Here is a 12,707-nt window from a genome sequence, read left to right on the forward strand (position 1 = left end):
ATCTTCAGACAAAAAACGTGCGATCCGCCAATTCCTTGGCGTATCCCTTCGCGCCTTGTCTTCAGATTTTCCGGGGCTTCACCTTGGCTTTCGCCGCCGCTTCCTTCCGTCACCGTCGCCGTTCCGCTTCGGTGAGGCGGTATTTACGGATGGTGCGCCGGACCTGCAAGAGGAAAAAAGCACGATGGGTACTTTTTTCTGTCACAAAGCGAAAATCAGGCGAAATCCGGGGGTTGGCGACAGGATGGGCATCCCGGGGCCGGGATTTCGGCAAGAAAGTTGCGCCGCCAGCCGCCGTTACGGGTGCGAGTCAGGCGCTTTTGCCCTGCGCCCCCCGGCCAGGCAGCAGCCGCAGCGCCAGAAGCCCCAGCGTCAAGGCCAGATAGGCCAGCGAATCCCAGGTCCAGACCTTGCCGATCATCACGAAATGCAGCGCCCCCAGCAGAATCGCCGGCCAGGCCAGCCGGTGCAGCCGGCGCCAGCGCAGCGGGCCAAGCCGGCGGATCGCGGCATTGGTCGAGGTCAGCGCCAGCGGAATCAGCAGCACAAAGGCCGTGAACCCGACCAGGATATAAGGCCGCTTCACCAGATCGCCGGCGATCTGCGGCCAGCGCAGGCCCATGTCCAGCGCCAGCCAGACCAGAAAATGCAGGGCGACATAGGCGAAACCGGTCACCCCCAGCGCGCGGCGGAACTTCAGCAGCCGCAGCCCCGCCCAGACCAGCGGCGTCACCGCCAGCGAGGCGATCAGGAAGCGCAGGCCCCAAAGGCCCAGCTCATGCTCCAGCGCCTTCACCGGATCGGGGCCCAGATCGCCGGCCAGGGTGCGCGCCACCAGAATCGCCAGCGGCACCGCCCCCAGCAGCCAGACCGGCCAGGTCGGCAGCCGGCGCAGCAGGCCGTTCAGCCGGTCAAGCGTCGGCCGCATCAATAGTTCGTCCGCAGGTCCATGCCGGCATAAAGCCCGGCAACCTGTTCGGCATAGCCGTTGAACATCAGCGTATCCACGCGCCCGCCGAACAGGCCCGCGCCGATGCGGCGTTCGCTTGCCTGGCTCCAGCGCGGATGGTCCACCTCGGGGTTCACATTGGCATAGAAGCCGTATTCCTGCGGCTGAAGCTCATTCCAGGTGGTGCGGGGCATCTCGGCCACCAGGCTGATGCGGACAATGCTCTTGATCGACTTGAAGCCGTATTTCCACGGCACCACCAGCCGGATCGGGGCGCCGTTCTGTTTCGGCATCGGGTCGCCGTAAAGACCCGTCGCCAGAATCGTCAGCGGATGCACGGCCTCATCCAGCCGCAGCCCTTCGCGATAGGGCCAGGGCATCGAGGCGCTGCGCTGGCCCGGCATCTCGTCCGGGCGCAGCAGGGTTTCGAAGGCCACATATTTCGCGCCGGACTGAACGCCGACCCGGTTCAGCAGCCCGGCAAGTTCAAAACCGATCCAGGGAACGACCATGCTCCAGGCTTCCACGCAGCGCAGGCGGTAGATGCGTTCCTCAAGCGGCTGGTCCTTCATCACATCGGCCAGGTCATAGCTGCCGGGCCGGTCCACCAGACCGTCGATGGTGATCGACCAGGGGTCGGTGGTCAGCGACCCCGCATAGGCGGCCGGATCGGACTTGCCGAAACCGAATTCATAGAAGTTGTTGTACGAGGTGATGTCCTCAAGGCTGTTCGGCGCCGCGTCGGTGGACAGCGGGCTTTTCGCCGCCTCGATCCGGGCCAGCGCCGGGGTCGCGGTCAGGGTGGCCAGACCGGCCATGATCTGGCGGCGGTTCAGCCAGTCCGCACGCGGGGTGACGGCAGACCAGGAAAGATCGGGTTTCCAGCGCATCGCAACAGGCCTTCCGTTCAAACAGGGACAGATTATCAAGCTCTGCCGCAAACACTACGGCAGGAATTCAGCGATTGCGTCATCACGCCCGCTCAAGCCGTTTCACCATAGATTGACTGGCCATCGCGGCGGGCCGCGGCTTAGCGCGCCGGGGCCCTGCGGCAAGGCCCGGTCACGCGAGGGTGACCGTGATCCGGACGGTCCGCGCAGCGGTAGAATGGGGGCCTAAAACGGCAGAGACCATGATCCACAGGAGAGAGACCATGATCCGCAGAACCTTTCTGGCCCTGACCGCCGCCACCGCCTTTGCCCTTCCCGCCGCTGCCCAGGACAAGGATATTGTCGATACCGCCGTTGCAGCCGGCAGCTTCACCACGCTGGTTGCCGCCGTGCAGGCGGCGGGGCTGGTTGACACGCTCAAGGGCGAAGGCCCCTTCACCGTGTTCGCGCCGACCGACGCCGCCTTTGCCGCGCTGCCTGCCGGCACGGTGGAAGACCTGCTCAAGCCCGAGAACAAGGACAAGCTGGTGTCGATCCTGACCTATCACGTCGTTCCGGGGAAGGTGATGTCCACCGACCTGACCGAAGGGATGAAGGCCGCCACCGTGAACGGCAAGGAAGTCACCATCACGCTGGATGGTGGGCCCAAGGTGAACGGGGCCATGATTTCGGGGCCGGATGTGGCGGCGTCGAACGGCGTGATCCATGTGATCGACGCGGTGATCCTGCCGCCCGAGGGCTGAGCCCCCGCGACGGCACCTGAAACGGTCGCAGGGGCCTTGGCCCTTGCGACCGGGGCGGGGGGTTCAGGACGGTTAATGATTGATTGCAGTATCCCTGCCCGGTCTGGCTGCCCCCGAAAGGGCAGTCAGCGCCGGCGGAACAGCAGCAACCCCAGCACCAGACCCGCCACCCCGGCACTGGCAAGCGCGGTCAGCGGCGAGGTGGCGCCAACCTCGGACCGGGCGAAATCGGCCAGCTTGGCCGCCTCGCGCCGCATCTCGGCCAGCGCGGGGTTCGCCCGGCGCGCCGTCAGGCTGTAGACACCCAGGAACACCAGCCCCATCACCATGGCCCCGGCGGCAATGATCAGCGCGGCGGCCAGCGGCGTTGTCACCTGCGCCAGCCAGATGCCCAGCGCCACCACAAGGCTTGCCAGCGCCAGCCCGAAGAACAGCGTTGCCAGCACCAGAAGCGCGATGCTTTGCCCGATGCGCCGCCGCGTATCGCGCAGGGCCAGACGCGCCAGCGCGGCCATCAGGGCAAGGCTGCCGTTCATCCGCCTATCTCCGCGACAGAAGAAGGCCGAGGAACAGCCCGATCCCGGCCGCGATCCCCAGCGCCTTGACCGGCTCGTTGCGGGTGAATGCCTCAACCTCGCCCTGCACGCCGGCCAGCCGTTCGCGTGCCTCGGTCAGCTTTTCCTCGGCCGCCTCCTGCGCGCCCGCCACACCGGCGCGGGCGGCGGCCGCGCCCGAACGGCCCATGACCGCCAGCGTCTCGGACATTCTGGTGATCTCGTCGCGAAGATCGTCGAACTGGCCGCGCAGCACCTCGGCCAGACCCGGGTCCAGCGCCTCCAGCGCCTTTTGCAGATCGGCCTCGGTCGGTTTCGCGGCTTTCGGATTTCGTGCCATGGCATGTGCCTCCTTACGGCGTGACATCAGTCAGCGGCCTTTTTCCGCCTGCGGCTGGCCGCGCGGGCCAGCGGACGGGCAGACTGGGCCAGCTTGCGCGGCTCTGCCTTGATAAAGGCAGCCTCAAGCGCGGCGTCAATCGTGGTGCAGACGAAATCGGCGCCAATCTCTTCGGCTTCCTTGGCCTTTTCCTGCCCCACCGGCTGCGGCAGGCGCGGGCCTGCGGCCAGGCTCAGCACCTCGGGCGGCATCTGCCAGATCACCACGCCCACGCGCAGATGCGGCGCCGCCCGCTTGAGCCGCCGGATATGCAGCAGTGAGGCACGGGTCGGCGTCGGATCAAGAAAGCACAGGACCAGACAATCCTGGTGTTCAAGGTCAAGCGAGGCCATGCGCGCCGGTGTCAGCGTCTCATAGCCATGGGCCTGCGCCTCGGCGCCCTCGACCGTCATCGCCTGCGCCAGCATCGCCGCCGTGACATCATCGCTGGGCCAGCGCCCGCCGATACAGGCCACGCGGAACCCGCCGCCCGGGGCCGGTTCATCCCCCTCTTCGGGCGGGGCAAGCCGTTCTTCCTCGGCCATGGTTTCCAGATTGGCGACAAGCCTCTGCGCCGCATCGGCAAGCCGGGCCTCCTGCTCTGCGGTCAGAACGCCCCGGTCCCGGTCATCCTGCGCCTGCAACAGCGCCGGAATCGCGACTGACTGGTAATAGTCGGCCAGCGCCATGTCCTCCAGGTCGGCTCCTGCCTGAAAGGTGGTCTCGACCGCATCGCCCACCAGCAGGCGCTGATACAGCCGCACATGCGGGTAAAGCACAGGCTCATCGCCCAGCAGAATGTCGAACAGCTCGAACTGCGGGATGTGGCGGCCCAGAACCACCAGGCACACCGTCAGCGGCGTGGACAGCACCAGCCCCAGCGGTCCCCAGAGAAACGTCCAGACAATCGCCGCTAGGATGATGGCCAGCGGGCTAAGGCCCGTGCGCGATCCGTAAAGCCACGGCTCGACCACATTCGAGGTGACAAGCTCGACCGTGGCGAACAGCGCCGCCGTCCACAGCACGGCCGACCAGTCGGGCGATACGGCAAAGGCCAGGAACAGCGGAAAGGCCGCCGACAGCACCGACCCGATATAGGGCACAAAGCGCAGGACCAGCGTCAGCAGCCCCCACAGCACCGCATTGGGAATCCCGATCAGCCAAAGCCCGATGCCAATCGGAATGGCATAGATCGCATTCACCAGAAGCTGCACCAGCAGATAGGTGGCCACCCGCGACCCGGCTTCTTGCAGCACCTGCGTGGTGCGGTGAATGTCATGCGCCCCGACAATGCGGATGAAGCGTTCGCGAAGCTGTTCCCGCTCCAGCAGCATGAAGATCACCACCACCACGACAAGCCCGGTCGTGGCGATGGGGCTGACCAGCGGCACCACCAGATCCTGCAACATCTGCAAGACATTGCTGCGCTCAACCACCTCAACCTGCATCGGCCGGCCCGTCGCATCGCCGCCCCCGGGCAGCGCCGACCCGATCTCGGCATTGACCGCCGCAATCATCTCGGACAGCCGCCCGGCAAGGCCGCCCCCGCCGCCCGCCTCTTTCAGCGTCTCGACCTTGGCAATGATATTGGCCTGAAAGGTGGGCAGGTTGCGCGCCAGCTCGCCAAGCTGCCCGATCATCACCAGCGACAACAGCGCGATCAGCGCGAAGGCGACAAAGACGGTGGCCAGCACCGCCGCAAGCTGCGGCACACCCCGGCGCCGCAGCGCGGCCACCAGCGGCGACAGCGCAAAGGTGATCAGCACCGCAATGGCCAGCGGCAGGAAGATATCCTGCGCCAGATACAGCACCGCCGCGACCGCCACGATGGTGGCCAGACGCGGCAGCGTGATCCGGCGCGGCGCGCCGTCCACCTCGGCGGCAGGGATGGCAGGCTCCGACATCTTGCCCCCTTCAGACACGCGATATGCCGGGCGACTGTGCGGGCCAGCGGCGGCTTTGGCAAGCCGCAGCGGCATCGGTGGACATCGCCCCGCCGTCCGGGCCATTCTTGCCCTTCGGTCCCGGCAGTGCGGGCCGGTGCAACGGGGGCAAACCAGACATGCGGTCCTTCGATTTCAGTTCCTGGCAGGGCATCGCCACGACAGTCCTCGGGATGCTGATGTTCGCGCTGTTTGCCGTGGGCATCCGGGTGCTGATGATGCTGACGATCCAGCAGCGCCAGCAGCGGATGAACCGACAGATCAACGAACGGCTGAAAACCCTGATCTCCGCCTATCGCACGCTGGGCGGATCGTTCACCGGGGAACTGACGGTCAGCCCGGCGCATCTGCGCGAACTGGCCGCGCAGGCCGAGGGCGAAGCCCCGGCCGGCACCCCGCCCTCAGACCGGCCCCGGCGCATCCGCGATGCGGTTGAAGCGGCCCTGTCCGACATTCTTCTTCTGGGCACGGAAGATCAGGTCCGTCTGGCCGCGCAGGCCGCCGCCGACATGGCGGCCGGGCGCCCGATCCAGACGGCAGAGCTGGTGATCGCGCTACGCAACTATATCCGGCTGGCGCTGGATCTTGACGCGATCCCCGACACGGTTGCCATTCCGCTGCAAGGCCCCACACGCCCGCAATCCGGCGGCGGTCGCAGCACCGGCAAGGCCGAAGCGGGCCGCGACCGCGCCGGTGGGGGCGGAAGTGGCGGTGGTGGCGGTATGGGAATGGGCCTTGGCCTTGCCGGGGGCCGCAGCGGCGATTCCGATCCGACATAGCAAAAGGGGGCCTTTCGGCCCCCTTCCGGTTTCAGTGCACCACGGCGGGCTGCGGCCGTTCGCGGTTTGACGCGATCACCCGGTCGCCCACGATCAGCCCCGCCGGCCCGGCGGTGACATGCAGCGTGGTTCCGTCCAGCACATCGCCGGCCAACAGCATTTCGGCCAGCGGGTCTTGCAACTGGCGCTGGATCACCCGCTTCAGCGGCCGCGCGCCGAACACCGGGTCATAGCCTTCGTCGGCCAGCCACTGCCGCGCCGCCGCATCCAGTTCCAGCGTGATCTTCCGCGCCGCCAGCCGCTGTTCCAGCCGGTGAAGCTGGATGTCCACGATGCCGGTCATGTCGGCCCGGTTCAGCCGGTCAAAGATGATCTGCTCATCCAGACGGTTCAGGAATTCCGGGCGGAAGTGGGCCCGCACGGCCTCCATCACATCGGCCTTGGCGGCGGTGGCATCGGCGCCATCCGGCAGTTCCGACAGCGCCCGCGCGCCCAGGTTCGAGGTCAGGATGATCAGCGTCTGCTTGAAGTCCACCGTGCGGCCCTGACCATCGGTCAGCCGGCCATCGTCCAGCACCTGCAACAGCACGTTGAACACATCGGGGTGGGCCTTCTCCACCTCGTCGAACAGCACCACCTGATAGGGGCGGCGACGTACGGCTTCGGTCAGCACACCGCCTTCGTCATAGCCCACATAGCCGGGCGGCGCGCCGATCAGCCGGCTGACCGAGTGCTTCTCCATGAACTCGGACATGTCGATGCGGACCATCGCGTTGTCATCGTCAAACAGATACTCGGCCAGCGCCTTGGTCAGCTCGGTCTTGCCCACGCCGGTCGGCCCCAGGAACAGGAAGCTGCCCAGCGGACGGTTCTCGTCCGACAGTCCGGCCCGCGCACGGCGCACCGCCTTGGACACGGCCTCGACCGCGGCCTTCTGGCCGATGACGCGCTTGCCCAGTTCCTCTTCCATCTTCAGCAGCTTTTCCTTTTCCCCCTCCAGCATCTTGGTGGTGGGAATCCCGGTCCAGCGTTCCACCACCTCGGCAATCTGCTCGGGGCGGACGGATTCGGACACCAGCGCCTCGCCCTCGCGGGCTTCGGCTTCGGACAACTGCTTTTCCAGCGCCGGAATACGGCCATACTGCAATTCGCCCGCCTTGGCGAAGTTGCCCTCGCGCTTGGCCGATTCCAGTTCGGCCCGCGCCGTATCAAGCTGTTCCTTGATCGACCGCGCCGCTTCCAGACTGTCACGCTCGGCCTGCCACTTGGCCGTCATTTCCGACGACTTCTGTTGCAGGTCGGCCAGTTCGCGTTCCAGCTTTTCCAGCCGGTCCTTGCTGGCGATGTCGTCTTCCTTCTTCAGCGCCTCGGATTCGATCTGGAATTGCAGGATCTGACGATCCAGCGCGTCCAGCTCCTCGGGCTTGGAATCCACCTCCATCCGCAGCCGGCTGGCCGCTTCGTCCACCAGGTCGATGGCCTTGTCGGGCAGGAAACGGTCGGTGATATAGCGGTGCGACAGCGTGGCCGCCGCCACCAGCGCGGCGTCGGCGATCTTCACCCCGTGGTGCAGTTCATACTTTTCCTTGATGCCGCGCAGGATGCTGATGGTGTCTTCCACCGTGGGTTCCGACACGAACACCGGCTGGAAGCGCCGCGCCAGCGCCGCGTCCTTTTCCACATGCTTGCGGTATTCATCCAGCGTGGTGGCGCCGATGCAATGCAGCTCGCCCCGCGCCAGCGCGGGCTTGATCAGGTTGGCCGCATCCATCGCGCCTTCCGATTTGCCGGCGCCCACAAGCGTGTGCATCTCGTCGATGAACAGGATGATCTCGCCCGAAGCGGCCTCGATCTCCTTGAGAATGGCTTTCAGCCGCTCCTCGAACTCGCCGCGATACTTGGCCCCCGCGATCAGCGACCCCATGTCCAGCGCCATCAGCTTCTTGTTGCGCAAGGATTCGGGCACGTCGCCGTTGACGATGCGCAGCGCCAGGCCCTCAGCGATGGCGGTTTTCCCCACGCCGGGTTCCCCGATCAGCACCGGGTTGTTCTTGGTGCGCCGCGACAGCACCTGCATGGCACGGCGGATTTCATCATCGCGCCCAATGATCGGGTCGATCTTGCCCTCGCGCGCCGCTTCGGTCAGGTCGCGGGCGTATTTCTTCAGCGCTTCCATCGTGTCTTCGCTGGAAGCGGAATCTGCCGTGCGGCCCTTGCGCACCTCGTTGATCGCGGTGTTCAGCCCCTGCGCGGTGACAGAGCCCGCCGTCAGCGCATCCTTGGCGCGGGTGTTCACCAGCGCCATCGCGGTCAGCATCCGTTCCACCGGAACAAAGCTGTCGCCGGCCTTTTTCGCCACCGTCTCGGCCTCGTCCAGCACGCGGACAAGGCTGGGGTCGATATAGGTCTGGCCGTCACCGCCCGAAACCTTGGGCAGCTTGGCAAGCGAGGCATTGACCGCGGCAATCACCAGTTCGGGCGAACCGCCCGCCTTGCGGATCAGGTTGGCGGCAAGCCCCTGATCATCATCCATAAGCGCCTTCAGCAGATGGTCGGGCAGCACACGCTGGTGGCTTTCCCGCATTGCGATGGTTTGCGCAGCCTGAAGGAAACCGCGCGACCTTTCGGTGAACTTTTCAAGGTTCATCCGTTCTCTCCTTTTCATCAAGCACCGCCGGGAAGACGCCCTGAAAAGGCACGCCCACCACTGGCCTTGTCCCTCAGATGGGGGCGGTTTCCGGCGCCTTCAAGCGGCACGGGCCGGGCGGCGCAAATTTTCCGGCGGCTTTCCGCGGGCATCCCCCGGCCGACCTTTTTCCGCCGATGCCCGGGCGCGGTTTGGGCGGGTTTCGCCGGCCCCCGCGGCACCGGGCTTGCGCCGGTGGGGGGCTGCGGTCAGGTGGTCGCGAACAACGTGCAGGAGAAACGCCATGCGGGATGTACTGGAACCGATCCTGCCCGTCGTGCCGGTGGAAGGTATCGCGCTGCACATCGGCCGTTCGGGCCTGTCGATGGGCGATCCGTGCGAGGCCCAGCTTCTGCCGGACGGGCATGTCGGCATCTTCGCGCGGGTGCGCCAACGGTTCCTGGGCCTGATCCCGCTCTGGCGGCAGGGCTATCTGGGCCATGTCGGCCCCGTGGCCGGTCAGGTGCTGACGCCCGCCCTGCTGGACGGCGCCACCCTGCGGTTGCGCGTCGTGCAACTGACCCCCGAACATCTGGCCGGCGCGGGAATGCCGGAAATCCTGATCTCGGTCTGGGGCGATACGCGCTGGCTGGCACCGTTCCTGGCGGTGCCCCCCGCCTTTGCCCCCGATGCGCCGGAAGACGGGTTCGACAACACAACGCCTGATGACGCACCGCCCGCCAGAAGCGGCCGCCGGGCGCGCTAGGCCGCCGCCTCAGCGCACCGCCGCGCAGAAGGCGCGCACGCGGTCGGCGTCGGTGCGCAGCCCCACGGCAAAGCCAAGCGCGGCAAGGCGCGGGTTGCCGCCTTGCCCCGGCAGGCTGCAAGATCCATGCAGTTCCCGCGCGCCGATCGCCACGAAGCGGGCGGCATTCTCCGGCCCGATGCCCGACCCCGGCATGATGGAAATGCGCCCCGCCGCCTGCGCGATCCGCGCAGCAATCTCGGGCAGCGCCTGATCGGCCCGCACCGCCCCGCCCGAGGTCAGGATGCGCCGGAACCCCAGCTCCACCGCGGTTTCCAGCGCCTCGGCCCGGTCGGGCACCAGATCGAAGCAGCGGTGCAGCGTCAGGTCCAGCCCCTCGGCCGCCTTCACCAGCCGGGCCAGCAGCGCCTGATCCAGCCGCCCGTCGGGCAATTGCGCGCCCAGCACCACCCCGGCCATCCCGGCGGCGCGGGCGGCGGTGATATCCGCCTCCATCACCGCCGCCTCGGACGGGGTAAAGACGAAATCGCCGGGCCGGGGCCGGATCAGCGCCATCGCCGGCACCCCTGACCGCCCCGCCAGGCACATCAGCCCTGCCGAAGGTGTCAGCCCGCCCAGCGGCAGCGCCGAACACAGTTCAACCCGGTCGGCCCCGCCCGCCACCGCCGCGGCCAGCCCTTCGGCACCATCGACGCAGATTTCAACCGTCACGCGGGCCATGCCAGTTCCCCTGCCTGCGCCGCCCCCAGAATCCCCGCATCCGGCCCGCAGGTGGCGGGCACCACCAGCGGCCCCGGCGGGCGCCGCAGCACGCAGTCGCGCACCGCCTGATCCAGCCAGCCGATCAGTGCATGGTCGTTCGACAACCCGCCCCCCGCCGGCACCAGCGTCGCGCCGACCGTGTTCACCACCATGGCCAGCGGCCCCGCCACCAGATCGCGCCACAGCTCCAGCGTTGCCGTCGCCCCCGGCTCGCCCGCGCGCCAGCGGGCCACGATGTCGCGCGTGTGCAGCGCCTCGCCCCCGCTGCGGGCGTGGTGCAGCCGTTCCATGCCGCGTGCCCCGCCAATGGTGTCCAGGCACCCCACCTGACCGCAGCCACACGGCAGCGCATGGGGCGCATGGATCACCGGGCCATGCCCCCATTCCCCGGCATAGCCCCCCGCCCCCGTGACCAGCCGCCCGTCGATCACCAGCCCGCCGCCAACGCCGGTGCCCAGGATGATGCCGAACACATTGCGATGCCCGCGCGCCGCGCCCAGCCGCGCCTCGGCCAGCGCAAAGCAATCGGCATCGTTCAGCACCAGAACTGGCAGCGCCAGCCGTTCCGTCAGCGCGGGGCCCAGCGTCAGCCCGTCGATGCAGGGAATATTGGCCACCTTGCCGGCCCCCGTCTCGGGGTCCACCACGCCGGGCACCGAAAGCGCCAGCCCGCGCGGGCGGCGGTCGCCCACGAACCCGCCAATCACGCGGACAAAGGCATCAAGATCCCCGGCCGGCGTCTCGGCCTCGCCCAGCCGCTCCATCGCCTGCCCGTCCCACAGCCCGGCCCGGATGCGGCTGCCGCCGATGTCAAAGGAAAGGATCATGCGCGCCCCCGTTTCCGGCCAGTCTTGACAGGCCATCCCCGCGCCGTCAAACCGCGCCGAACCGCAACAGAGGGGCCCCCGATGGATGACCGGCTGATCGTGGCACTGGATGTGCCGAACGTGGTGCAGGGGCTGGCGCTGGCCGACCGGCTGGGCGATGCGGTCGATTTCTACAAGATCGGGCTGGGTATGCTGACCGGCGGCGGCTTTGCCCTTGCGAATGAGCTGAAGGGCGAACGCGGCAAGCGCGTGTTCCTTGATCTCAAGCTCTTCGACATCGGCGCCACGATCGAGGCGGCGGTGCGCGGCCTTGCGCAGTATGACCTGGATTTCCTGACCGTCCACGGCGACCCGCAGGTGGTGCGCGCCGCCGCAGAAGGCCGGCGCGGCGCGGGGCTGAAGATCCTGGCCGTGACCGTCCTCACCTCGCTGGACCGGGCCGATCTGGATGCCAACCTGATCCGCCCCGGCGATATTCACGACATCACGCTGGAACGCGCCGCGCGGGCGCTGGCGGCGGGCGCCGATGGCGTGATCGCCAGCCCGCAAGAGGCGGCGATGATCCGCGCCCTGCCCGAAGCGGCGGGCAAGCTGATCGTCACCCCCGGCGTGCGCCCCGAAGACGCGGCCACCGGCGACCAGAAGCGCATCGCCACCCCGGCGCAGGCCATTGGCGATGGCGCCGATCATATCGTGGTGGGCCGCCCGGTCTGGCAGGCCGCCGATCCGGCGGCGGCGGCGCGGGCGATCATCGCCAGCCTGCCGCGCCGCTAACCGCCAAAGCCGGCAGCCAGCGCAAAGCGCAGCCTGTCTTGCAGAAAGGGCACCGCGTCGGGCCGGGTCAGGAACTCGGCCACCGGCATCAGCGCCCAGCCCTGCCCTTCCTTGCCAAAGCGCACCGCGGCCACCTCATCGGCTATGATGCGCCCGGCGAAGAACACCGCGGTTTTCGTCGGGTCCGCCATGCCGGGCAACAGCCAGCGCCGTTCCAGCCGGCTTGCGGGCAGCGTCAGGCCGAATTCCTCGGCCAGTTCGCGCAACAGGCAGGCTTCCGGCCCCTCATCGCCCTCGCGCCCGCCGCCGGGCAGATCCCACATCCCGCGCCACGGCAGGCCGGGCCTGTCATCACGGTGCAGCGCCAGCACCGCCGGGCCGCAGAACAGCGCGGCCTTGGCGCCGGTAAAGCCGGGATACCCCCCCTCAGGGGTGGTCATCGTTGATGTCGCGGTCCCAGACCTTGACCTGCCCCTGACGGGTGCCCGCCAGCCGGCGGGTCACCAGCCAGGCCGCCAGCGACAACAGCGCGAAGACCAGCATCAGGAAGGGCAGGCTGTGCCCCAGCACCCCGATGCCCACCAGCACGCCGGTCAGCACCGCACCAACGGCAAAGCCCAGGAAGATGAACCCCGGCGCCAGCACCTCCAGCACGCCCAGGCCAAAGCCCAGCACGATCCAGGCCCACCACACGCTCCAGATCTGGTCGGGCATG

The 12,707-nt window shown here is 67.9% G+C and carries 14 protein-coding genes; 4 read left to right on the forward strand and 10 right to left on the reverse strand.

Annotated elements, in window-relative coordinates; all coding sequences use genetic code 11:
• Positions 1-310: 310 nt before the first annotated feature.
• Both C5F44_RS00005 and msrP read right to left on the reverse strand, forming a co-directional pair.
• Complete coding sequence (locus C5F44_RS00005; protein WP_107671454.1) at positions 311-928, reverse strand: protein-methionine-sulfoxide reductase heme-binding subunit MsrQ; 618 nt, start codon at positions 926-928, stop codon at positions 311-313.
• Positions 928-1,839, reverse strand: a complete 912-nt coding sequence (msrP, locus tag C5F44_RS00010) for a protein-methionine-sulfoxide reductase catalytic subunit MsrP (RefSeq protein WP_107671455.1) — start codon at positions 1,837-1,839, stop codon at positions 928-930. Before msrP ends, C5F44_RS00005 begins: the two co-directional genes overlap by 1 nt.
• A 263-nt stretch (positions 1,840-2,102) precedes the next feature.
• Here msrP and C5F44_RS00015 point away from each other — a divergent pair, with 263 nt between their 5' ends.
• Positions 2,103-2,582, forward strand: a complete 480-nt coding sequence (locus C5F44_RS00015; RefSeq protein WP_107671456.1) for a fasciclin domain-containing protein — start codon at positions 2,103-2,105, stop codon at positions 2,580-2,582.
• 125 nt (positions 2,583-2,707) lie between these two features.
• On the opposite strand, the gene C5F44_RS00020 is transcribed toward C5F44_RS00015, so the two are convergent.
• From C5F44_RS00020 to C5F44_RS00030, 3 genes are read right to left on the reverse strand one after another with little or no spacing between them, the layout of a single operon-like run.
• Positions 2,708-3,118, reverse strand: a complete 411-nt coding sequence (locus tag C5F44_RS00020) for a phage holin family protein (protein WP_107671457.1) — start codon at positions 3,116-3,118, stop codon at positions 2,708-2,710.
• Positions 3,119-3,122: 4 nt separating this feature from the next.
• Complete coding sequence (locus tag C5F44_RS00025) at positions 3,123-3,503, reverse strand: glycine zipper domain-containing protein (RefSeq protein WP_146161881.1); 381 nt, start codon at positions 3,501-3,503, stop codon at positions 3,123-3,125.
• On the reverse strand, positions 3,503-5,419 hold the full coding sequence (locus C5F44_RS00030) for an AI-2E family transporter (RefSeq protein ID WP_181318128.1): 1,917 nt from the start codon (positions 5,417-5,419) through the stop codon (positions 3,503-3,505). The genes C5F44_RS00025 and C5F44_RS00030 overlap by 1 nt, the downstream gene beginning before the upstream one ends.
• A gap of 158 nt (positions 5,420-5,577) precedes the next feature.
• Here C5F44_RS00030 and C5F44_RS00035 point away from each other — a divergent pair, with 158 nt between their 5' ends.
• The gene (locus C5F44_RS00035) at positions 5,578-6,237 is read left to right on the forward strand and encodes a hypothetical protein (protein ID WP_107671460.1); all 660 of its coding nucleotides are present in this window, start codon (positions 5,578-5,580) and stop codon (positions 6,235-6,237) included.
• A gap of 31 nt (positions 6,238-6,268) precedes the next feature.
• Here the strand turns inward: C5F44_RS00035 and clpB are convergent, their stop codons facing one another.
• The gene (gene clpB, locus C5F44_RS00040; RefSeq protein ID WP_107671461.1) at positions 6,269-8,884 is read right to left on the reverse strand and encodes an ATP-dependent chaperone ClpB; all 2,616 of its coding nucleotides are present in this window, start codon (positions 8,882-8,884) and stop codon (positions 6,269-6,271) included.
• A 283-nt stretch (positions 8,885-9,167) separates the two neighbouring features.
• On the opposite strand from clpB, the gene C5F44_RS00045 reads away from it, so the two are divergent.
• Positions 9,168-9,629, forward strand: a complete 462-nt coding sequence (locus C5F44_RS00045; RefSeq protein ID WP_107671462.1) for a hypothetical protein — start codon at positions 9,168-9,170, stop codon at positions 9,627-9,629.
• Positions 9,630-9,638: 9 nt separating this feature from the next.
• Here C5F44_RS00045 and C5F44_RS00050 read toward each other — a convergent pair whose 3' ends face one another.
• Together C5F44_RS00050 and C5F44_RS00055 are read right to left on the reverse strand one after the other, a co-directional pair.
• Positions 9,639-10,349, reverse strand: coding sequence for a copper homeostasis protein CutC (locus tag C5F44_RS00050; RefSeq protein ID WP_107671463.1), 711 nt, complete (start codon positions 10,347-10,349; stop codon positions 9,639-9,641).
• On the reverse strand, positions 10,337-11,218 hold the full coding sequence (locus tag C5F44_RS00055; protein ID WP_107671810.1) for an ROK family protein: 882 nt from the start codon (positions 11,216-11,218) through the stop codon (positions 10,337-10,339). Before C5F44_RS00055 ends, C5F44_RS00050 begins: the two co-directional genes overlap by 13 nt.
• Positions 11,219-11,299: 81 nt before the next feature.
• Between C5F44_RS00055 and pyrF the strand changes: the two genes are divergently transcribed.
• Complete coding sequence (pyrF, locus tag C5F44_RS00060) at positions 11,300-11,992, forward strand: orotidine-5'-phosphate decarboxylase (RefSeq protein WP_107671464.1); 693 nt, start codon at positions 11,300-11,302, stop codon at positions 11,990-11,992.
• Here the strand turns inward: pyrF and C5F44_RS00065 are convergent.
• Both C5F44_RS00065 and C5F44_RS00070 read right to left on the reverse strand, forming a co-directional pair.
• Positions 11,989-12,432 carry an NUDIX hydrolase gene (locus tag C5F44_RS00065; protein ID WP_107671465.1) on the reverse strand — a complete coding sequence of 148 codons (444 nt, stop codon included), beginning with the start codon at positions 12,430-12,432 and terminating at the stop codon, positions 11,989-11,991. The genes pyrF and C5F44_RS00065 overlap by 4 nt on opposite strands.
• A complete protein-coding gene (locus tag C5F44_RS00070) occupies positions 12,419-12,706 on the reverse strand; it encodes an NfeD family protein (protein ID WP_107671466.1) in 288 nt (95 codons plus the stop codon). Before C5F44_RS00070 ends, C5F44_RS00065 begins: the two co-directional genes overlap by 14 nt.
• Position 12,707 lies beyond the last annotated feature (1 nt).

This window comes from Fuscovulum blasticum DSM 2131 (assembly GCF_003034965.1).
GTDB classification, from domain to species: domain Bacteria; phylum Pseudomonadota; class Alphaproteobacteria; order Rhodobacterales; family Rhodobacteraceae; genus Pseudogemmobacter; species Pseudogemmobacter blasticus.

Bases quoted from the DNA above. Each gene is read 5' to 3' on its own strand.
- C5F44_RS00035 (WP_107671460.1), top strand. From the start codon at position 5,578: ATGCGGTCCTTCGATTTCAGTTCCTGGCAGGGCATCGCCACGACAGTC.
- C5F44_RS00055 (WP_107671810.1), bottom strand. From the start codon at position 11,218: ATGATCCTTTCCTTTGACATCGGCGGCAGCCGCATCCGGGCCGGGCTG.
- C5F44_RS00005 (WP_107671454.1), bottom strand. From the start codon at position 928: ATGCGGCCGACGCTTGACCGGCTGAACGGCCTGCTGCGCCGGCTGCCG.
- C5F44_RS00065 (WP_107671465.1), bottom strand. From the start codon at position 12,432: ATGACCACCCCTGAGGGGGGGTATCCCGGCTTTACCGGCGCCAAGGCC.
- C5F44_RS00030 (WP_181318128.1), bottom strand. From the start codon at position 5,419: ATGTCGGAGCCTGCCATCCCTGCCGCCGAGGTGGACGGCGCGCCGCGC.
- pyrF (WP_107671464.1), top strand. From the start codon at position 11,300: ATGGATGACCGGCTGATCGTGGCACTGGATGTGCCGAACGTGGTGCAG.
- C5F44_RS00050 (WP_107671463.1), bottom strand. From the start codon at position 10,349: ATGGCCCGCGTGACGGTTGAAATCTGCGTCGATGGTGCCGAAGGGCTG.
- clpB (WP_107671461.1), bottom strand. From the start codon at position 8,884: ATGAACCTTGAAAAGTTCACCGAAAGGTCGCGCGGTTTCCTTCAGGCT.
- C5F44_RS00015 (WP_107671456.1), top strand. From the start codon at position 2,103: ATGATCCGCAGAACCTTTCTGGCCCTGACCGCCGCCACCGCCTTTGCC.
- msrP (WP_107671455.1), bottom strand. From the start codon at position 1,839: ATGCGCTGGAAACCCGATCTTTCCTGGTCTGCCGTCACCCCGCGTGCG.
- C5F44_RS00070 (WP_107671466.1), bottom strand. From the start codon at position 12,706: ATGCCCGACCAGATCTGGAGCGTGTGGTGGGCCTGGATCGTGCTGGGC.
- C5F44_RS00045 (WP_107671462.1), top strand. From the start codon at position 9,168: ATGCGGGATGTACTGGAACCGATCCTGCCCGTCGTGCCGGTGGAAGGT.
- C5F44_RS00020 (WP_107671457.1), bottom strand. From the start codon at position 3,118: ATGAACGGCAGCCTTGCCCTGATGGCCGCGCTGGCGCGTCTGGCCCTG.
- C5F44_RS00025 (WP_146161881.1), bottom strand. From the start codon at position 3,503: ATGTCACGCCGTAAGGAGGCACATGCCATGGCACGAAATCCGAAAGCC.